We start from the raw sequence: 19,713 nt of genomic DNA, 5'->3' as shown, positions 1-19,713 counted from the left end.
GTCGACGTCATGTTCTGGCCGATGTTTGCGATCGCTGTGGGTTTCCTGGGAATCGCCGTTCTCGGAGTGCTCGCTGTCCGTGTCTTTGTGGAAGCGGAGCGTCTGGGGCGACAGGTTTCCGACTCCGCGCAGCGCATCAATCGAGCCGCCGAAGACCTGGAACGCGCGGCTGTGACCACCGCCCGCTCTGTGGATGCACTGTGAGTAGCGGGCGCCCTGCGTTTTGAGTGGCTTTCGCCCTGTCAACTTTCCGGCAACGGCAGGTACGCTGCTGATCGCGGCCCGGATAACGAGGCGCGGGTCGCGAACTGGGAGTACGCACAGGGATTGCCCCGCGTTTACCCCTGAGCGTTACGATCGCTGTCAACACGACGATCGGACAGATGTCCGACCGATCGGACGGCACCCCGACCATGCAGCCTCGGTGAGAAGGTAAAGACTTATGTTCGGAAGGCTCGGAGCTCCCGAGATCATTCTCATCCTCGTCGTCATCATCCTGCTGTTCGGCGCGAAGAAGCTTCCGGACATGGCGCGCTCGCTCGGCAAGTCCGCTCGCATCCTCAAGAGCGAGGCCAAGGCGATGAAGGACGAGGGCAGCACGCCCGCCCCGGCAGGCCCGCCCAGCACCGACGAGCAGCCCCCGGCTCAGCGCACGATCCAGGCCGCCCCCGGCGACGTGACCAGTTCGCGCCCGGTCAGCGAGCCGACGGACACGACCAAGCGCTGATCCAGGGAGTGGGCCGGACGACTCCGGCCCGCCGCACGAGATGAGGACGTGGGTTGCTTAAGTCTGCCCGCAAGCAGGAGAGAGACCCCGAGGGGCGGATGCCCCTCGCGGACCACCTTCGCGAGCTCCGCAACCGGCTCGCGAAGGCGATGCTGGCCATCGTCGCCATCACGATAGTGGCCGCCTTCTTCTACAACGACATCATCAACATCGTCACCAAGCCGGTGTTGGACTCGGTGGGCTGCAGCAAGACCTTCGCGGAACTGTCGCAGGCCCACCAGAAGAGCCAGCAGTGTGCGCAGATCACGATCAACGGTCTGCTCACGCCGTTCACGTTGGCGTTGAAGGTGTCCCTGATGGCCGGTGTGGTGCTGGCCTCTCCTGTCTGGCTCTACCAGCTGTGGGCGTTCATCGCCCCCGGCCTGCACCGGGGCGAGAAGAAGTACGCGCTCGCCTTCGTGGGCACGGGTGTCCCGCTCTTCCTGGGCGGCGCCTACTTCGCCTACAAGGTGCTGCCCACCACGGCGAAGGTGCTGATCGGGTTCACGCCGAACGGCGTCAACAACCTGCTTCCGCTGGACGACCTGCTCGACCTGGTCCTGCGCATGGTGCTCGTCTTCGGCCTCTCCTTCGAGCTGCCGCTGCTGCTGATCATGCTCAACCTCACGGGCGCGCTGACCGGCAAGCGGATGCTCGGCTGGTGGCGCGGCATGATCATGGGCATCACGGTCTTCGCGGCCATCGCCACGCCCAGCACCGACCCGCTGACGATGCTGGCGCTCGCCGGACCGATCTGGGTCCTGTACTTCGCCGCGGTCGCCTTCTCGCTCGTCAACGACCGGCGCAAGCGCCGGCGTGACGCCGAGGGCCCCGACGACGACGAGGCCTCCGACCTGGACCTCACGCCCGAGGACATCGGCGAGGTCGAGACCGTGTCGGCCAGCCGGGCACTGCCGGAGCAGGCGGGCTCGGACCGGGTCAACGGTTATGACGACGTGACCTGACGAAGCACGTAGATCTCGTAGGGTCAGGGCCGTGACCAGCGAGATCACCCTCTTCGTCAATCCCACCGCGGGACGCGGCCGGGGCGCCCACGCGGCGCAGCCGGCCGCTTCGGCTTTGCGGGCGGCGGGATTCTCCGTCCATGCGATCCTCGGGGAGAACGCGCAAGACGCCCTCACGCGCGCGCGTGCCGCAGTCGAGGGCGGCACCGGCGCCCTCATCGCCGTCGGCGGCGACGGCATGGCGAACCTGGCCCTCCAGGCCGTCGCCGGGACCCGCACCCCGCTCGGCCTGGTCGCCGTCGGCACCGGGAACGACTTCGCGCGGGCCCTGGGCCTCCCCGTACGCGACCCGGCGGCCGCGGGACGCCTGATCGCCGAGGCTCTGAAAGGGGCGCGGCTGCGCGACATCGACCTGGGGCGCGTGGGCGACACCTGGTTCGGCACCGTCCTCGCCTCCGGCTTCGACTCCCGGGTCAACGACCGCGGCAACCGCATGCGGTGGCCCACCGGCCGCTTCAAGTACGACCTCGCCATGCTCGCCGAACTGGCCGCCTTCAAGCCCTTCCCGTACCGCATCACGCTGGACGACGGCGAGGTCCAGGAGATCGAGGCGACGCTCGTGGCCGTCGGCAACGGATCGTCGTACGGCGGCGGCATGAAGATCTGCGCGGGCGCCGACCTCACCGACGGACTGTTCGACATCACGGTCGTGGGGGACTGCAGCCGTACGACGCTGCTCAAGGTGTTCCCGAAGGTCTACAAGGGCACCCACCTCGACCATCCCAAGGTCACCGTGCACCGGGCCGCGAGGGTCGAACTCGTCGCGGAGGCGGGGGTCCGGGGGTATCCCCCGGGAAAACACAGCACGGGGTACGCGGACGGGGAGCCGCTGGGGCCGCTGCCGCTGACCGCGGACTGTATACCGGCAGCGGTGCGGGTGGCGCTTCCCTGAGCTGCGGTGATCCCGGGGTTCACAGGTATGGATCCGGATATTGATCGTCCTGTTGTCAGTGCCTCCCGGTAGTCTCGAAAGCACGATGACAGAGGACCTCTCACCGGCCGAGCGGTATGCGGCAGCACGGCAGCGCGCTGTCGAGCAGGCCACCGCGCTCGCCTCCTTCCGCGAGATGTACGACTTCGGCCTCGACCCCTTCCAGATCGAGGCCTGCCAGGCTCTCGAGGCGGGCAAGGGTGTGCTGGTGGCCGCGCCCACCGGCTCGGGCAAGACGATCGTCGGCGAGTTCGCCGTCCACCTCGCCCTCCAGCAGGGCAAGAAGTGCTTCTACACCACGCCGATCAAGGCGCTCTCGAACCAGAAGTACGCCGATCTGTGCCGCCGTTACGGCGCGGACAAGGTCGGCCTGCTCACCGGCGACAACAGCGTCAACTCCGAGGCCCCGGTGGTCGTGATGACCACCGAGGTGCTCCGCAACATGCTCTACGCGGGCTCGCAGACCCTCCTCGGCCTCGGCTATGTGGTCATGGACGAGGTGCACTACCTCTCCGACCGCTTCCGTGGCGCCGTCTGGGAGGAAGTGATCATCCACCTCCAGGAGTCGGTGACCCTGGTGTCGCTCTCGGCGACCGTGTCGAACGCGGAGGAGTTCGGTGACTGGCTGGACACCGTCCGTGGTGACACCCAGGTGATCGTCTCCGAGCACCGGCCCGTGCCGCTGTTCCAGCACGTGCTGGCCGGACGCCGGATGTACGACCTCTTCGAGGAGGGCGAGGGCAGCAAGAAGGCCGTCAACCCCGACCTCACGCGCATGGCGCGCATGGAGGCCAGCCGCCCGTCGTACCAGGACCGCAGACGGGGCCGCGCCATGCGCGAGGCCGACCGCGAGCGGGAGCGCAGACAGCGCTCGCGCATGTGGACGCCGGGCCGCCCCGAGGTCATCGAGCGGCTCGACTCCGAAGGGCTGCTGCCCGCCATCACGTTCATCTTCAGCCGCGCGGCCTGCGAGGCCGCCGTCCAGCAGTGCCTGTACGCGGGCCTTCGGCTGAACGACGACGAGGCGCGGGCGAGGGTCCGCGAACTCGTGGAGGAGCGCACGGCCTCCATCCCCGACGAGGACCTGCACGTCCTGGGCTACTACGAGTGGCTGGAGGGCCTGGAGCGCGGCATCGCGGCCCACCACGCGGGCATGCTGCCGACGTTCAAGGAGGTCGTCGAGGAACTCTTCGTACGCGGCCTGGTCAAGGCCGTCTTCGCGACCGAGACCCTCGCGCTGGGCATCAACATGCCCGCCCGCTCGGTGGTGCTGGAGAAGCTCGTCAAGTGGAACGGCGAGCAGCACGCCGACATCACCCCCGGCGAGTACACCCAGCTGACCGGTCGTGCGGGCCGCCGAGGCATCGATGTCGAGGGCCACGCGGTCGTGCTGTGGCAGCGCGGCTTCAGCCCCGAGCACCTGGCGGGACTCGCGGGCACGCGCACCTATCCGCTGCGCTCCAGCTTCAAGCCGTCGTACAACATGGCGGTGAACCTGGTCGAGCAGTTCGGCCGGCACCGCTCGCGCGAGCTCCTTGAGACGTCCTTCGCGCAGTTCCAGGCCGACAAGTCGGTCGTCGGGATCTCCCGGCAGGTGCAGCGCAACGAGGAGGGCCTTGAGGGCTACAAGGAGTCCATGACCTGCCACTTGGGCGACTTCGACGCGTACATGCGGCTGCGCCGCGAGCTCAAGGACCGCGAGACCGAGCTGGCCAAGCAGGGCGCCACACAGCGGCGTGCCGAAGCCGCCGTCGCCCTGGAGAAGCTCAAGCCCGGCGATGTCATCCATGTCCCGACCGGCAAGTACGCGGGCCTGGCGCTGGTGCTGGACCCCGGCCTGCCCGCCGGCCGGTCGAACGGGCACCGCGGCTTCGAGCAGCACGACGGCCCCCGCCCGCTGGTGCTCACCTCCGAGCGCCAGGTGAAGCGGCTCGCCTCGATGGACTTCCCGGTGCCGGTCGAGGCGCTGGACCGGATGCGCATCCCCAAGTCCTTCAACCCGCGCTCCCCGCAGTCCCGTCGCGACCTGGCGTCCGCGCTGCGCACCAAGGCCGGGCACATCGTCCCCGACCGGCACCGCAAGAAGCGGGCCGAGGCCGCCGACGACCGCGAGATCGCCCGGCTGCGCACGGCGATCCGGGCCCACCCCTGCCACGGGTGCAGCGACCGTGAGGACCACGCCCGTTGGGCCGAGCGCTACCACCGGCTGGCGCGCGACACCAAGCAGCTGGAGCACCGCATCGAGGGCCGGACGAACACCATCGCCCGCACCTTCGACCGGATCGTGGCCCTCCTCACCGAGCTGGACTACCTGCGCGCCGACGACGTCACCGAACACGGCAAGCGGCTGGCCCGGCTGTACGGCGAACTGGACCTGCTCGCCAGCGAATGCCTGCGCGCCGGAGTCTGGGAGGGACTCAGCCCCGCCGAACTCGCGGCCTGCGCCTCGGCGTTGGTCTACGAGTCCCGGGTCGCCGACGACGCCATGGCACCGAAGGTGCCCTCCGGCAAGGCGAAGGCCGCGCTCGGCGAGATGGTCCGCATCTGGGGCCACCTGGACGCGCTTGAGGAGGAGTTCCGGATCACCCAGACCGAGGGCGTCGGCCAGCGCGAGCCGGACCTGGGCTTCGCCTGGGCCGCGTACGAGTGGGCTTCCGGCAAGGGCCTCGACGAGGTGCTGCGCGAGGCCGAGATGCCCGCCGGTGACTTCGTGCGCTGGTGCAAGCAGGTCATCGACGTACTCGGCCAGATCGCGGCCGCCGCGCCCGTCTCCGGCGGCGGGACCTCGACCGTCGCGAAGAACGCGCGCAAGGCGGTCGACGGACTGTTGCGCGGGGTGGTGGCTTACTCCTCGGTGGGGTGAGCCGCGCGGGCAACCTGTGGGTGTGGGCGGGGCGGTTTTCTCGCCCCCTCCGCCCCTACCCGTCCCATCCCTGGGGGCTTCGCCCCAGACCCCCGGTGGTTTCTCGGCTGCGAGTGGGTGGGGGCTGGTCGCGCAGTTCCCCGCGCCCCTACGGGGCGCACCAGCCGTGCGGCTCAGGGGAACAGGCGCGGGCGTGGTGCGTCAGCGGTTCACATACGCCCGCCAGCCCCCGTACGCCGTGATGTCCTCGGCGCCTTCGAGCGCGGACGGCTCGCACAGGAAGCCGGGGACGTGACTGCCGTCGGCCAGTTCGACCCGGCCGAGCGCCATCGGCCGGGGCAGGGCGGCGAGCAGCTGCCCGAGGCCTTCGGCGGGCAGCCGCCACACCTCGGCCTCGATGGCGGCACCGCCCTCGCCGACGTGGACGAGGCCCGGCTTGGGCGGGGTGGTGGGCAGCGCGTGCAGGCGGTACACGGGTGCGGTGGTCGTCGTGCGCTCCAACTCTGCCCCCAGGGCGATGAGTTGGGAGTTGAGCGGCTGGCCGGACAGATGTGCACCGACCACGGCGATCCGGAGCCGGGGCTGGAGCAGCCCGGCGATCCGCGCCAGTCGTTCGTCGGTGAACGCGGGGCCGATCAGCATCACACCGAAGGGCAGACCGGCGGGCGTGAGACCGGCCGGGACGGCTACGGCCGCCAGGTCGAAGAGGTTCGTGGAGTTGGTGAAGCGGCCCAGGCGGGCGTTTGCGCCCAGCGGGTCGGCGGCGACCTCGGCGAGCGTGGGGTGGCCGGGCGTGGTCGGCAGCAGCAGTGCGTCGGCGTCGCCGAGCTCGGCGATCGCGCGGGTGCGGAGTTCGGCGAGACGGTCCTGGTCGGCGTAGAGCTGGTGGGCGGGGATGTCGCGGGCGCGGGTGATGATCCCGGCGACCGTCGGGTCGAGACCCTCACCGCCCTCGCTGATCAACTTGTCGACAAAGCTCCCCACTGCCGTGTAGCGCTCGGCCACGAACGCGCCCTCGTAGAGCATCGCCGCCGCCTCGGTGAACGGGGTGAGGTCGAGGGTGCGGATCTCGGCACCGGCCGCGGCGAGTTGGGCGACGGCGGACTCGTAAGCCTGTGCCCAGCCCTCGTCCAGTTCGCCGAGCTGCGCCGTCGGCGGGACGGCGACGCGCCATGGGCCGGGGGTGCGCTGCGGGAGCGCCGGGAGTTCGCGATCCGACGGGGAGGCCAGGTATGCGAGGGCCTGCTCGGCCTCCGGGAGCGTACGGGCGAACACGGTCACGCAGTCCAGCGAGGCGCAGGCCGGGACGACGCCGGCCGTCGGCACCAGGCCGCGGGTCGGCTTCAGGCCGACGATGCCGTTGAACGCGGCGGGGACGCGGCCCGAGCCCGCGGTGTCCGTGCCGAGGGCGAGGTCGACGATGCCGAGGGCTACGGCTACGGCCGATCCTGAGCTGGAGCCGCCGCTGATTCTGGCCGGGTCCAGGGCGTTGCGCACGGCGCCGTGCGGGGAGCGGGTGCCGACGAGGCCTGTGGCGAACTGGTCGAGGTTGGTGGTGCCGAGGATCAGTGCGCCGGCAGTGCGCAGGCGGGCGACCGCGGGGGCGTCGGTCTCCGGGGTGTATGCGTAGGCCGGGCAGCCGGCGGTGGTCTGGAGTCCGGCCACGTCGATGTTGCCCTTCGCGGCGAGGAGCTTGCCGGCGAGGGGGAGGTGTTCGCCTGCGGCGACTTGGGCGTCGATGGCTTGGGCTTCCCGCTCGACCTCTGCCTGGGGGCGCAGGTCGATCCAGATTTCGGGGCGGTTCGTGGCCTCGATGTGGGCGTAGGCCAGCTGGACTCTGGTCAGGGCGGACATTGGTTGCTCCTTGCTTTTCGGCTGCGGGCCGGTGGGTGGTCTGTGCCCACCCGTTCCGCCCTGCGGAACGCCTGCCCACAGACCAGCGGCGGTGTCAGGTGGCCGTCGGCGTGCGTGCCGTGTGACCACGGACGACGGCGGGGTGTCAGGGCGCCGTTGGAATTACTCGCGTCTTCAGCTCGCCGGAGCGAGGACCAGCAGTGCCGTGCCCGCCTCCACCTGGTCGCCCGGCTTCGCCAGGATCTCGTGTACTACTCCGTTCATGGGGGCGGGGACCCGTGACTCCATCTTCATGGCCTCCAGGGCCAGCAGCGGCTGACCGGTGGTGACCGTGTCGCCCGGCTTGACGTTGAGCTGCCAGACGGACGCGGCGAATTCGGCCTCGATCAGGCGGCCGCCCTCGGGGATGGTCACCTCGACGGGGGGAGCGGTGGGTGTGGAGGCCGCCTCCGCGCGGGTGAACTCGCCCGCGGCCTCCCAGGCGTCGCGTTCCGCCGAGAAGGCTGTGCCCTGGCGGGTCCTGAACTCCGCGATGGAGTCGGCGTTCTCGGTGAGGAAGCTCTCGTAGTCCGCGAGTGAGAAGACTTCTTCCTCGATGCGCGGTACGAAGCGGCCCGATGTGATGTCGGCCCGCAGTTCCAGCAGTTCGTCGGCGTCCACCGGGTACCACTTGATGCGGTCGAAGAAGCGCAGCAGCCAGGGCGAGCCCGGCTCGAACGCGCCGCGCTGCTGCCAGCCCGACCACACCTGGGTCGTACGCCCGACGAACTGGTAGCCGCCGGGGCCCTCCATGCCGTAGATGCAGAGGTACGCGCCGCCGATGCCGACCGAGTTCTCGGCGGTCCAGGTGCGTGCCGGGTTGTACTTGGTGGTGACCAGGCGGTGGCGCGGGTCGAGCGGTGTCGCCACCGGGGCGCCCAAATACACGTCTCCCAGGCCGAGTACGAGGTACTCCGCGTCGAAGACCGTGCGGTACACGTCCTCCACCGCGTCCAGGCCGTTCACACGGCGGATGAACTCGATGTTCCACGGGCACCAGGGCGCGTCGTCGCGGACGCCCGCCATGTAGCGGGCGATCGCCTCGCGGGTGGCCGGGTCGTCCCAGGAGAGGGGGAGGTGAACCGTGCGGGAGGGGACCACCAGCTGGTCGCTGGGCGGCAGCGTCCGCGCGATCTGCCGTACGGCGGCGAGGAGTTCGCGCTGGGGGAGGCGGCGCGGGTCCGCCTGGATCTGGAGGGAGCGGATGCCGGGCGTGAGATCCGTGACCCCGTCGAGGTCGGCCTCGGCCACCGCCTCCATCAGGGCGTGCACGCGCATGCGCAGCGCCAAGTCGAGCTGCATGGGCCCGAATTCGACCAGCAGGTTGTCGTCGCCGCTGCGCCGGAAGGTCACGTCGCCGTCCCGGGCGAGCACTCCGCCGTCGACGATCGCGGGCCGCGCCGAGCCGTCGTCGGCGAGCGGCGCGAAGCGCACGGTGTCGCCGGGGCGGAACTGGCCGAGCTTCCAGCGTTCCGTGCTGACGACCGTCGCCGGGCAGACGAAGCCGCCGAGCGAAGGACCGTCGGGGCCGAGCAGTACCGGCATGTCGCCCGTGTAGTCGACCGCTCCGACGGAGTACGGCGTGTCGTGGATGTTGGACGGGTGCAGGCCCGCCTCGCCGCCGTCCGTGCGCGCCCAGCGGGGCTTCGGCCCGACCAGCCGGACACCTGTGCGGGCCGAGTTGAAGTGGACCTTCCAGTCGGCGGCGTAGAAGTCGTGGATGTCGTCCTCGGTGAAGAACTCCGGTGCGGCGTGCGGGCCTTCGAGGGCGCCGACCCGCCAGGTGGCAGAGAACGCGGGGCGCTCGCCGACCGGCACGGGCGCCCCGTGCTCCGTGGCCGAGCCGCCGTGCAGCACGTCGCCCGTCCGCAGGGTCCGGCCTCCGTGGCCGCCGAACCGGCCCAGCGTGAAGGTGGACGCGCTGCCGAGGAACGCCGGCACGTCCAGGCCCCCGCCCGCGAACAGCACGTAGGTGCGCAGGCCGTGTTCGACGGGAGCGCCGACCTCCAGTACGGCCCCCGCGGGCACCGTCACCGGCTCCCACTGCGCGACCGCCGTGCCGTCCACGGTGACCGGCGCCGGAGCGCCCGTGACGCAGACCGTCGTGGTGTGGGTGAAGCGCAGGCTCGGCCCCTGGAGCGTGCACTCCAGGCCCGGCGCGCCCTCGTGGTTGCCGAGCGCCCGGTTGCCCAGCCGGAACGACAGGTCGTCCATCGGGCCGCACGGTGGCACGCCCACCTGCCAGTAGCCGGTGCGGCCCGGCCAGTCCTGCACCGTGGTGAGCGTCCCGCCGGACACGACCTCGATGCGCTGAGTGGGATCGGTGACGCCGGCCAGCGTCGCCGTCGAGTGCGTGGCCCGCCGGAAGGAGCCGTCGGCTAGCGCGGCCCGTACCAGTCCCAGGTTGGTCTCGATGCCGTCGATCCGGGTCCTGGCCAGCGCCTCGTCGAGCCGCTCCAGGGCGTGCGCCCGGTCCGAGCCGTACGCGATGACCTTCGCGAGCATCGGGTCGTACGACGTGGTCACCTCGGTGCCCGTCTCGACCCAGCCGTCCACGCGGACGCCACCGGGGAACTCGACCCGCGTCAACAGGCCCGCGCTCGGCCGGTGTTCGCGCGAGGGGTCCTCGGCGTACACGCGGGCCTCGACGGCGTGGCCGCGGGGCGCCCCCGGGTCCCGTACGACATCGGATTCCCCGCGGGCCAGCCGCAGCATCCAGGCGACGAGGTCGACGCCGTAGATCTCCTCGGTGACCGGATGTTCCACCTGGAGACGGGTGTTGACCTCCAGGAAGTACGCCTCCTCGCGCGCCGCGTCGTACACGAACTCGACGGTTCCGGCCGAGCGGTATCCGACACTGGCGCACAAGTCGCGGGCCGCGGAAGCGAGTTGGGACCGCACGGCGGCGGGCAGGCCCGGTGCCGGGGCCTCCTCCAGGACCTTCTGGTTGCGGCGCTGGAGCGAGCAGTCGCGGTCGCCGAAGGTGACGACGCGGCCCCGGCCGTCGCCGAAGACCTGCACCTCGACATGGCGGGCGTCCTCGACCAGGCGCTCCAGGAAGACTCCGGCCGAGGAGAAGGAGGCCGCGGCGACGCGCTGCACCCGCTCCCAGGCCTCGGTCAGTTCATCGGCGGAACGACATGCCGACATACCGATGCCACCACCACCGCCGGTGGCCTTGAGCATGACGGGATAGCCGATACGCGCGGCCGCTTCCAAGGCCTCCGGAAGACCGGGGAGGAGCCCCGTACCCGGCGCCAACGGCACCCCCGCCGCCTCTGCCGCGGCCCGCGCCGTGTGCTTGGCGCCGAACAGCTCCAGTTGCTCCGGCGTCGGCCCCACGAACACGATCCCGGCGTCCTCGCAGCGCCGCGCGAAGGCCGCGTCCTCGGAGAGGAAGCCGTATCCGGGGTGGATCGCCCCGGCGCCGGTGTCCTTGGCCGCCTTCAGGACGAGGTCGGCGTCCAGGTACGACTCCTTGGCGGGCGCCGGGCCCAGCCGTACCGCCTCGTCGGCGAGCCGGACGTGCGGCGCGGAGCGGTCGGGGTCGGAGTACACGGCGACCGTGCGCAGTCCGAGTTCGCGGGCCGTACGGATGATCCGCACCGCGATCTCGCCGCGGTTGGCGACCAGCAGCGTGTCGAAGCTCATTCGGCTGCCCCGATTGCCTCGGCTGCCGCTGTGACATCGACCGCCTCGATGGTCATCTCCACGGCCGTCGGCTCGAAGCCGTTGCAAGGGTTGTTGATCTGCGGGCAGTTGGAGACCAGCACGATCACGTCGCGCTCGGCGCGCAGCGTCAGCTTCAGCCCCGGGGCCGAGATGCCGTCGACGATGCCGAGGGTGCCGTCCTTCTCGACCGGCACGTTCATGTACCAGTTGATGTTCGAGACGAGATCGCGCTTGCCGAGGCCGTACTTGGCGCCCTCCGCGAGGAAGTTGTCCACGCAGGCGTGCTGGGACCAGGTGTGGTGCCCGTACCGGAGGGTGTTCGACTCCTTGGAGCAGGCGCCGCCGACCGTGTCGTGCCGGCCGACCTCGTCCTCCACGACGGTCATCAGCGGGGTGTGCTCGTTGGACATCAGCACACTGCCGGTGGTGAGGAAGAGGTTGCCCTGCGCGTGGATCGTGTCGGGCGCGCTGTAGCGGACGGCCGTGTCCTGGGCGTCGTACACCAGGAAGTCGACGGCCTGGTTGCCGTGCAGATCGGTCACGGTGAGCGTCTCGCCGGTGCGGATGACGGCCGACCAGGCGGCCCGGGCCGGGACAGTGACGCGGGTCATGCGATCCCCCTCGTGGCAAGGAACTCGGCGGTGTTCAGGAAGGCGCGACGGGCCTCGGGTGTGGCTTCCCACAGCGGGTCGCCCGGCTTGGTCGCCTCGGTGCGCCAGGCCAGCACCTCCAGGGGGGTGCTCACGTACGCGGGGCGCGGATCGGCGGGATGCGGCACATTCGCGATCAGTACGGTGACGTCCTGCTCGGCGCGCAGGGTCACGCTGCCGCCGGGTCCTGCCGAGCCGGTGAAGTCCAGCGAGCCGTCGTCGCGTACCTCCACGCCCTGGAAGAAGGAGAGCGAGGGTGCCAGATCACGCGGTTCGAGCCCGTTCTTGGCGGCGGCCAGCTTGAGCAGCTCGCGTCCGGCGGGGGAGTCCGACTGCGGGGTGCCGTCCCCGTACCGCTCCGTGTTGCGTACGAGCGTGGAGGTGCCGCACAGCGCGTCGTGCCGCCCGGAGGTGTCGGCGACCACCGAGGCCAGCACGCGGCCCTGGTCGGACAGGAGCAGCTGTCCCTCGCCCAGGTAGGCGTTCCACTGGACCTTGACGGTGTCCGCCACGTTCAGGCGCTCCCACGGGCGGTCGGCGACGTACAGAAGGACGTGCGCGCAGGCATCGCCCTTCAGGTCGGTCAGCCTGAGCTCCGTGCCCCGGGCCAGCACCTTGTGCGTGTAGTTGCCGCCCGCCACCGTCTCCGCCCACACCAGGTGGCCTGCCTCGCAGGGCGGGGTCGGCCAGGCGCTGGCGGGGACGACGGGCATGGCCTCGGTGCGGGTGCCGTCCTGGGCTCGGGCGTGGTCGCGTGCTCCGTAGGTGGTTGCTGTCGCCATCGCGGGTCCTCCGGCTCCTGGGTTATTTCTGTCGCCCGACAGAAATTAGGAGCCCAGGGGGTCGCAGCCGTTGCCCGTGTGTTGCCGTACGGTTACCGATCCCTCACGGGGTGCGGGGCTGTGACGCCATGCGGCTCCGCCGCGCGGGCGCGGCCGGACACAGCGAACCCGCAGCTAGGATCGAACGCATGGGCACAGGTGGTGGGCGAAAGGTAGGCAGGCCGCGGGCCGCGCAGCGGCCGGACAGCGGGCTCACCCCCCGTGCCGAACTGCTCGACGCCGCCGCCGAGTTGTTCACCACGCGGGGATACGCCGCCACGACCACCCGTGCCGTCGCCGAGCGGGCCGGGATGCGTCAGGCGTCCATGTACCACTACGTCTCCGGCAAGGAGGAGCTGCTCGCCGAGCTCCTGGAGTCCACGGTCACGCCCTCGCTGGCCTTCGCCCGTGAGCTCCTCGCGGACGACGCGACCCCGGCCGGGGCCCGGCTGTGGGAGCTGTGCCGCACGGACGTCGAGCTGCTCTGCGGTGGCCCGCACAACCTCGGCGGGCTCTATCTGCTGCCCGAGGTGCGCACCGAACGCTTCGCCGGCTTCCATGCCGTACGGGCCGAACTCAAGGATGCCTACCGCCAGTTGCTCGCCGCGACGGCGGCGGGCGGCGCGCTCGCCAAGAGTGAGCTGGACCTGCGGACGGATCTGCTGTTCGGGCTGATCGAGGGTGTCATCCTCGTGCACCGCTCGGAGCCGGAGCGGCCGGTGTCGGCGTTCGCGGAGGCCACGGCGGACGCGGCGCTGCGGATCGCCGGGATCTGAACTCACCGCATTTCAGGGGGGTTTCACCCGCCCGGGCAGCGGTTTTCGCATGGCCGTGCGCCGTCACGCACCGTGTGCGAATGAAGGCTCAGCGTGTAAATGGGGCCGAGAGTACTCCTGTCCCGCAGGCGATTTCAGGTGCTTGCCGAATATGACACAGCGATGATCCGGTCGGACTAAGCTCGCCCGCAGCGCACCGAGTTGAGGTGTATTCGTGCGCTTGTTCCCAAAAGTTCCGAAAATTCTGTTTGACCATGACGTTTCCCCCACAAACTTCCCCGACCCCCCAGCCGATTTGTCTCAGAGGGCATACATGGTGAGTGTTCAATCGCCTCCCGGTGGCCGTGAACTTCCCTACGCGCGCGTGCTGTTGCTGCCGGCCATACTGATGGCCGTGGTGACCGGAGCCGCCGTCGCCGTTGTGACGGACCCGGCCCGGGCCGCCGTCGGCTGGTGCGGCGGCATCGCGACACTGCTGGTCGTCGCGATCGGCGCCGAAGCCGTACGCCGCGGCCGCGTCGCCCGTGGCCTGCGCGCCGAACTCGCTCGGCGCACCGCCTACCTGGAACAGCGCATCGTCGCCCACGACCAGGAGATCGTGCGCCTCCACCACGAGGTCCTGCCCGCGGCGCTCGACCGCCTGCGCGGCGGCGATTCACCCGCAGAGGTGGTTCGCACCCTCGGCCGCGACGACCCCGGCTTCCTCGAAGTCCCCAAGTCGCAGCGCGACTTGCTGGCGACGGTGCTCAAGATCGTCGACACCGAGGAGTCGATGCGTGACGCGGCCCACCGGGCCTTCGTCAACATCGCCCGGCGCGTCCAGGCGATCGTCCACCAGCAGAACAAGGAACTCCGCGAGATGGAGGAGGACCACGGGCGCAATCCCGAGGTCTTCGACGACCTGCTGCGCATCGACCACGGCACCGCGCTGATCGGCCGTCTCGCCGACTCCATCGCGGTGCTCGGCGGTGGCCGTCCGGGGCGTCAATGGCCGCAGCCCGTACCGCTGTTCAGCGTACTGCGCGGCGCGATGTCCCGAATCCTCGAATACCGCCGCATTGAGCTGCACAACATCGTCGAGGTCGCCGTCAACGGCGTGTCCGTCGAACCGCTCATCCACGCCCTGGCCGAGCTCCTCGACAACGCCACGCGCTACTCGCCGCCACACACCAAGGTGCACGTCACCGCAATCGAGGTGCAGACCGGCATCGCCATCGAGATCGAGGACGGCGGCGTCAACCTCAGCGACGAGGCCCGCGCAAAGACCGAGGACCTGCTCCGGAAGGCCGCGGAGGGCTCCGACCTCGACTTCCTGGGGGAGAACCCCCGGCTCGGCATGGCCGTCGTCGGCCGGCTCTCGCGGATGTACGACATGCAGGTCTCGCTGCGGCAGTCCGCGTACGGCGGTGTCCGCGTCGTCCTCGTCGCGCCGAGCGCCATGCTCACCGCCGACCGTGCCCTCGGTGTCGCCCACGGCATCGGCGCGACCGCCGTACCGCAGATGGACACCGGCGGAGTCGAAGGCCCGGCGCGCAAGCCCAAGAAGCGCCGCCCGACCACCGGACCCCGCATTCCCAACCCGAACGGCGGCTCCCTGGACGACGACGTCCCCGCGGTCACCGAATGGACGCCCAACGGGCTGCCGCAGCGCCGCAGCCGGGTCAAGGTCCCGCTCAGCCAGCGGATCGCCGAGGCCCGCGCCGAGGCGGAGGCGGCCGAGGCCGCGGCGGCAGCGGCACCCTCCTGGGCCGCCGAGCCCGCTCCGGAGGAGAAGGAGCCCGAACCGGGACTGTGGGTCGAGGCGTTCATGAACGGACTCAAGGGTGACCCGGATCCGACCGCATTCAGCTCGAACAACCAGTCGGCCCCTGCCGAGGCCGACGACGAGGGGGACCTCAAGTGATCCAGCAGCGAGCCAACTTCGACTGGATGCTCAAGGAGCTCGCCGACGGCGTACCCGGCATCCAGCAGATCGTGGTGCTCTCCGCCGACGGACTGCGCATCGCCCGGTTCGGCGGTGATCCGGACGCCGCCGACCGGGTCGCCGCGGCCTGCGCGGGCCTGCAGAGCCTGGCCGGAGCCGTCGCGGGAGAGATCCCCAACAGCGACGGCCGGATGCGCATGGTCATCATCGAGATCAACGGCGGCTACTTCTACCTGATGTCGGCAGGGCCAAACGCCTACCTCGCGGTCCTCGCCGACCAGACGGCGGAGCCCGGACTGATGAGCAACCGTATGCGCGACCTCGTCGTACGGATCGGCGCCCACCTGACGAGTCCGCCGCGGCGCAACGGGCAGACCGTATGACTCCTCCGCAACGCCGGCGGCGCTACCCCAAGGAAGAGTTCCAGGAGCCCCCCCAAGAGAGGTCGCCCGAGAGGGGGTCCCCCGCAGAGGGCCAGGACAACCCGAGGGACCCCGAGCGCCTGTATGTGCTCACGGGCGGAGGCGAGGGCGGCGACCGGGCCGCCCTCGACCTGGTGACGTTAATCGTGGCGTGCGCCGACGAGCCGACGCCCGCCGCCCAGCCGGAGCAGTCGGCGCTGCTCCGGCTCTGCAAGGCCCCTCTCTCCGTGGCCGAGCTCTCGGCCTATCTCAATCTGCCGTTCAGCGTGGTGACCGTCCTGCTCACCGAGCTGCTGGCGGCCGAACTGGTACAGGCGCGCGCCCCGATCGTCCGCTCGGCGCTCCCCGACCGTTCCCTCCTCGAAGCGGTGATGCATGGACTTCAAAAGCTCTGACACGATCACCGGCCCTCGCGCCGAGGACCATCTGCCGCACACGGCGCAGGCCGCCGTGAAGATCGTGATCGTGGGCGGCTTCGGGGTCGGCAAGACGACCATGGTGGGTTCCGTCAGCGAGATCAGGCCGCTGACCACCGAGGAGACCATGACGCAGGCCGGTATCGGAGTCGACGACAACTACGGCTCCGAGACCAAGACGGCCACCACCGTCGCCATGGACTTCGGCCGCATCTCGATCACCGAACAACTGGTGCTCTACCTGTTCGGCACCCCTGGCCAGGAGCGCTTCTGGTTCCTGTGGAACGGCCTGTTCGAGGGCGCGCTCGGCGCGGTCGTCCTGGTCGACACCCGCCGCCTGGAGGTCAGCTTCGACGTGATCGGCCGCCTGGAGGAGCGCGGTGTGCCGTTCGTCATCGCCATAAACGACTTCCCGGACGCGCCCCGCTATCCGGTCGAGGACCTGCGGACCGCGCTCGACCTCGCCGAGGACATCCCGATCATCAAGTGCGACGCGCGCCGCAGGGCCTCCAGCCGGGATGTCCTGATGACGCTGATGCGCTTCCTGCACTCGCTGGCCATGACGCGCGCCTGAACTGAGCCCCCCGCACGCACCGAATCCGTACGCAGATACGCCAACTCCCAAGACACCGGATCCACTTCAGTTTCGGAGCGATCACCGTGACGCCTGAATCCCACTCCCCGACCGGTACGGACGACCCCACGCTCGGCCCGCCGCCCGGCTGCCCCGCCCACGGCCTCGGTCCCGACGGACCGCGCCGGCTGTACGGCCCCGAAGCCGAGGACCTGGGAGCCGTGTACGAGAAACTCCGCGCCGAGCACGGCGCGGTGGCCCCCGCGCTGCTCCACGAGGACGTGCCGATCTGGGTCGTGCTCGGACACACCGAGAACATGCACATGCTGCGCACCCCCTCGCAGTACACCCGTGACACCCGGTTGTGGACCCCGTTGCAGGACGGCACGGTCAAGCCGGATCACCCGCTCATGCCGATCGTCGCCTGGCAGCCCATCTGCTGCCACGCCGAGGGCGACGAGCACCTGCGGCTGCGCGCCGCGGTCACCGGCGCCATGTCGACCATCGACCACCGGGGCATCCGCCGCCACATCAACCGCGCGACTCAGCACCTCGTCAACAAGTTCTGCGAGGAGGGCAGGGCCGACCTGGTGGCCCAGTTCGCCGAGCACCTGCCGATGGCGATGATGTGCGAGATCCTCGGCATGCCCGAGGAGTACAACGACCGGCTGGTGCACGCCGCCCGCGACATGCTCAAGGGCACCGAGACCGCCATCGCCAGCAACGCGTACCTCATGGACGTGCTGATGCGGCTCACCACCCGCCGCCGGGCCGAACCCAGGGAGGACTTCACCAGCCACCTGATCAACCACCCGGCGCGGCTCGACGACGAGGAGATCGGCCAGCACCTGCGCGTCGTCCTGATCGTCGCGTACGAGAGCACCGCCAACCTGATCGCCAACGTGCTGCGGGTCGTGCTCACCGACCCGGGGTTCCGCGCCCGGCTCAACGGCGGCCAGATGACGGTGCCTCAGGCGGTCGAGCAGTCCCTGTGGGACGAGCCGCCGTTCAGCGCCATCCTCCCGTACGTCGCCAAGCAGGAGACCGAGCTGGGTGGCCGGCGCATCCGCAAGGGTGACGGCCTCATCTTGGGCATGGCGCCGGGCAACGTCGACCCGCGCGTCCGTCCCGACCTCACGGCCAACATGCAGGGCAACCGCTCCCACCTCGCTTTCAGCGGCGGTCCCCACGAGTGCCCGGGCCAGGACATCGGCCGCGCCATCGCCGACGTCGGCGTCGACGCGCTGCTGACCCGCCTTCCGGACGTCCAACTCGCCTGCGAGGAGCACGAGCTGCGCTGGCGGGCGTCCATCTCGAACCGGCACCTGGTGGAACTGCCGGTGAAGTTCGCGCCGAAGCCTCAGCAGGACGTCAGGCAGCGGCCCTCCATCAACCCGGTGCCGCCGCAGCGCCCGAACGACTGGCTGGTCAGCACGCAGCAGCCACAGGCACAGCCACAGCCCACAGCTCCGGAGCCCGCCGCTACGACGCCGGTGGTGACGCCCGAACTGGGCCGCCGACCGGGAGTGTTCCGGCGCCTCCTGCGCTGGTGGCGCGGCGACTGAGCCGACCGGAGCGCCGGGGCTACCCGGCCCACTCCTCGTACGACGACCAGGCCCGCAGCACACGCGGGCTGACGAACCGGTGCTCGCGCCCCGTGACCGGATCGGTGAACTCCAGGGCCCGCGCGAGCAGTTGGAGCGGGCGCCGGAAGTCGCCGGCCGTCACGGGGCCGGTCACCACCGGATAGAGGGGATCGCCGAGGATCGGCACCCCCAACGCGCTCATGTGCACCCGCAGTTGGTGCGTCTGTCCGGTGCGGGGTCTCAGCCGGTAGCGAGCCAGCCCGTCGTCCCGCTGTTCCAGCAACTCCACGTCGCTGACGGCATTGGGCTCGCCCTCGACCTCGCGCGCCGCCATGACCCCACGCTCCTTCACGATCCGACTGCGCACGGTGCGCGGCAGAGCGAGCGCCGGATCGTACGGGGCGACGGCCTCGTATTCCTTGGCGATGAGCCGGTCGCGGAACAGCGACTGGTACGCGCCGCGCTCCGCTGGGCGCACGGTGAACAGGACCAGCCCGGCGGTGAGCCGGTCCAGCCGGTGGGCGGCGCCCAGCGTGGGCAGGCCCAGCTCCCGGCGCAGCCGTGCAAGCGCGGTCTCCGTGACATGGCTGCCGCGTGGTGTCGTGGCCAGGAAATGCGGCTTGTCGACGACGACGACATGCTCGTCGCGGTACACGACGTCCAGCGCGAACGGCACCGGCACTTCGTACGGCAGCTCTCGGTGGAACCACACGAACATGCCCGGCACGTACGCCATGTCACGCGGCACGGCACGCCCGTCGGCGTCCACGATCAGCCCTGCGTCCAGCATCCCGTCGATCACCCCCGTCCCGGCCGCGAGCCGCTCCACCAGATGATCACGCACGGTTGACCACGCCGCCCCCTGCGGCAGTTTCACCCGCACCGGATCGACCCCGTCGCGCTGCGGCAGGGGAGAAGGGGGGATCGGGCTTCTGCGTCTCATCACGATCAAGCGTACGAGGGCGCACTGACAGGCAGGGTACGAGCCGGTCCCGACCTTGTGTTCGGGCCGGTGGAAGACCGGACCAGCACGGACCTGGGCCGGTGGAAATACGGTGTGCCCGCCCGCGCTCCGTCGGCAGGATGCGGGCACCGTCAGCAACGAGGCGTCCTGTTGGGTGATGCCGAGGACCGCCGCCAAAGCCCCCAACTGCCGGAGGGGGCGCGCGTGTCGCGATCTGCGACCGTCCAGATGTGAGTGCAACTCGTTCAAGCATGGATCAATGGCGTCCACTACCGGTCTGGACCGAACTGCGATGTGATAGAAGCTGCAACCGTCGAAGGCGGCGCGTCCTGTTCGCGCCACCGTGGAAGGGGGAGCCCGTGGCGCCACTCGTCCCGTCGTCGCCCACCGCGGCCGCCACTGCCTCGGCCCTCTTGGAGCGCGCCCGTGA

General features: G+C 70.5%; 16 protein-coding genes. 11 read left to right on the top strand and 5 right to left on the bottom strand.

Annotated elements, in window-relative coordinates:
- Window positions 1–9: 9 nt before the first annotated feature.
- From OG975_RS09510 to OG975_RS09490, 5 genes are all read left to right on the top strand, one after another.
- Complete coding sequence (locus tag OG975_RS09510; protein WP_330303337.1) at window positions 10–204, top strand: hypothetical protein; 195 nt, start codon at window positions 10–12, stop codon at window positions 202–204.
- Between the two features lie 238 nt (window positions 205–442).
- On the top strand, window positions 443–727 hold the full coding sequence (gene tatA / locus OG975_RS09505; RefSeq protein WP_330303336.1) for a Sec-independent protein translocase subunit TatA: 285 nt from the start codon (window positions 443–445) through the stop codon (window positions 725–727).
- Between the two features lie 53 nt (window positions 728–780).
- Entirely contained in the window at window positions 781–1,731 is a 951-nt protein-coding gene (tatC, locus tag OG975_RS09500) for a twin-arginine translocase subunit TatC (RefSeq protein ID WP_406328706.1), read from the top strand.
- A 31-nt stretch (window positions 1,732–1,762) separates the two neighbouring features.
- Complete coding sequence (locus OG975_RS09495) at window positions 1,763–2,683, top strand: diacylglycerol kinase (protein WP_406328705.1); 921 nt, start codon at window positions 1,763–1,765, stop codon at window positions 2,681–2,683.
- A gap of 40 nt (window positions 2,684–2,723) precedes the next feature.
- Window positions 2,724–5,585 carry a DEAD/DEAH box helicase gene (locus OG975_RS09490; protein ID WP_406328704.1) on the top strand — a complete coding sequence of 954 codons (2,862 nt, stop codon included), beginning with the start codon at window positions 2,724–2,726 and terminating at the stop codon, window positions 5,583–5,585.
- Window positions 5,586–5,786: 201 nt separating this feature from the next.
- Here OG975_RS09490 and atzF read toward each other — a convergent pair whose 3' ends face one another.
- From atzF to OG975_RS09470, 4 genes are all read right to left on the bottom strand, one after another.
- The gene (gene atzF / locus OG975_RS09485) at window positions 5,787–7,439 is read right to left on the bottom strand and encodes an allophanate hydrolase (RefSeq protein ID WP_406328703.1); all 1,653 of its coding nucleotides are present in this window, start codon (window positions 7,437–7,439) and stop codon (window positions 5,787–5,789) included.
- A 174-nt stretch (window positions 7,440–7,613) separates the two neighbouring features.
- Complete coding sequence (locus tag OG975_RS09480; RefSeq protein WP_406328702.1) at window positions 7,614–11,129, bottom strand: 5-oxoprolinase/urea amidolyase family protein; 3,516 nt, start codon at window positions 11,127–11,129, stop codon at window positions 7,614–7,616.
- Window positions 11,126–11,761: an urea amidolyase associated protein UAAP2 gene (locus OG975_RS09475; protein WP_406328701.1), complete on the bottom strand. Its 636-nt coding sequence runs from the start codon at window positions 11,759–11,761 to the stop codon at window positions 11,126–11,128. Before OG975_RS09475 ends, OG975_RS09480 begins: the two co-directional genes overlap by 4 nt.
- Window positions 11,758–12,582: an urea amidolyase associated protein UAAP1 gene (locus OG975_RS09470; protein ID WP_406328700.1), complete on the bottom strand. Its 825-nt coding sequence runs from the start codon at window positions 12,580–12,582 to the stop codon at window positions 11,758–11,760. Before OG975_RS09470 ends, OG975_RS09475 begins: the two co-directional genes overlap by 4 nt.
- 188 nt (window positions 12,583–12,770) lie before the next feature.
- Between OG975_RS09470 and OG975_RS09465 the strand changes: the two genes are divergently transcribed.
- The 6 genes from OG975_RS09465 to OG975_RS09440 all read left to right on the top strand — a co-directional run bounded on the left by OG975_RS09465 (window position 12,771) and on the right by OG975_RS09440 (window position 18,298).
- Window positions 12,771–13,397, top strand: a complete 627-nt coding sequence (locus OG975_RS09465) for a TetR/AcrR family transcriptional regulator (RefSeq protein ID WP_406328699.1) — start codon at window positions 12,771–12,773, stop codon at window positions 13,395–13,397.
- Between the two features lie 313 nt (window positions 13,398–13,710).
- Window positions 13,711–15,300: an ATP-binding protein gene (locus tag OG975_RS09460; protein WP_406328698.1), complete on the top strand. Its 1,590-nt coding sequence runs from the start codon at window positions 13,711–13,713 to the stop codon at window positions 15,298–15,300.
- Window positions 15,297–15,704 (top strand): roadblock/LC7 domain-containing protein, encoded by a 408-nt coding sequence (locus tag OG975_RS09455; protein ID WP_330303326.1) that lies wholly within the window; start codon window positions 15,297–15,299, stop codon window positions 15,702–15,704. The genes OG975_RS09460 and OG975_RS09455 overlap by 4 nt, the downstream gene beginning before the upstream one ends.
- Window positions 15,701–16,138, top strand: a complete 438-nt coding sequence (locus OG975_RS09450) for a DUF742 domain-containing protein (RefSeq protein ID WP_327427418.1) — start codon at window positions 15,701–15,703, stop codon at window positions 16,136–16,138. Before OG975_RS09455 ends, OG975_RS09450 begins: the two co-directional genes overlap by 4 nt.
- Complete coding sequence (locus OG975_RS09445; protein ID WP_327427417.1) at window positions 16,119–16,733, top strand: ATP/GTP-binding protein; 615 nt, start codon at window positions 16,119–16,121, stop codon at window positions 16,731–16,733. Before OG975_RS09450 ends, OG975_RS09445 begins: the two co-directional genes overlap by 20 nt.
- 86 nt (window positions 16,734–16,819) lie before the next feature.
- On the top strand, window positions 16,820–18,298 hold the full coding sequence (locus tag OG975_RS09440; protein WP_406328697.1) for a cytochrome P450: 1,479 nt from the start codon (window positions 16,820–16,822) through the stop codon (window positions 18,296–18,298).
- A gap of 19 nt (window positions 18,299–18,317) precedes the next feature.
- Here OG975_RS09440 and OG975_RS09435 read toward each other — a convergent pair whose 3' ends face one another.
- The gene (locus OG975_RS09435) at window positions 18,318–19,262 is read right to left on the bottom strand and encodes an RluA family pseudouridine synthase (RefSeq protein WP_406328696.1); all 945 of its coding nucleotides are present in this window, start codon (window positions 19,260–19,262) and stop codon (window positions 18,318–18,320) included.
- Window positions 19,263–19,713: the final 451 nt, after the last annotated feature.

This window comes from Streptomyces sp. NBC_00203, from assembly GCF_045206325.1.
In the GTDB taxonomy this organism is placed as follows: domain Bacteria; phylum Actinomycetota; class Actinomycetes; order Streptomycetales; family Streptomycetaceae; genus Streptomyces; species Streptomyces lutosisoli.
The sequence above is the reverse complement of the archived record's forward strand: the minus strand, read 5'-3'. Positions and strand labels throughout refer to the sequence as shown.

Bases quoted from the DNA above. Each gene is read 5' to 3' on its own strand.
- OG975_RS09510 (WP_330303337.1), top strand. From the start codon at position 10: ATGTTCTGGCCGATGTTTGCGATCGCTGTGGGTTTCCTGGGAATCGCC.
- tatA (WP_330303336.1), top strand. From the start codon at position 443: ATGTTCGGAAGGCTCGGAGCTCCCGAGATCATTCTCATCCTCGTCGTC.
- atzF (WP_406328703.1), bottom strand. From the start codon at position 7,439: ATGTCCGCCCTGACCAGAGTCCAGCTGGCCTACGCCCACATCGAGGCC.
- OG975_RS09480 (WP_406328702.1), bottom strand. From the start codon at position 11,129: ATGAGCTTCGACACGCTGCTGGTCGCCAACCGCGGCGAGATCGCGGTG.
- OG975_RS09475 (WP_406328701.1), bottom strand. From the start codon at position 11,761: ATGACCCGCGTCACTGTCCCGGCCCGGGCCGCCTGGTCGGCCGTCATC.
- OG975_RS09470 (WP_406328700.1), bottom strand. From the start codon at position 12,582: ATGGCGACAGCAACCACCTACGGAGCACGCGACCACGCCCGAGCCCAG.
- OG975_RS09465 (WP_406328699.1), top strand. From the start codon at position 12,771: ATGGGCACAGGTGGTGGGCGAAAGGTAGGCAGGCCGCGGGCCGCGCAG.
- OG975_RS09460 (WP_406328698.1), top strand. From the start codon at position 13,711: ATGGTGAGTGTTCAATCGCCTCCCGGTGGCCGTGAACTTCCCTACGCG.
- OG975_RS09450 (WP_327427418.1), top strand. From the start codon at position 15,701: ATGACTCCTCCGCAACGCCGGCGGCGCTACCCCAAGGAAGAGTTCCAG.
- OG975_RS09445 (WP_327427417.1), top strand. From the start codon at position 16,119: ATGGACTTCAAAAGCTCTGACACGATCACCGGCCCTCGCGCCGAGGAC.
- OG975_RS09435 (WP_406328696.1), bottom strand. From the start codon at position 19,262: ATGAGACGCAGAAGCCCGATCCCCCCTTCTCCCCTGCCGCAGCGCGAC.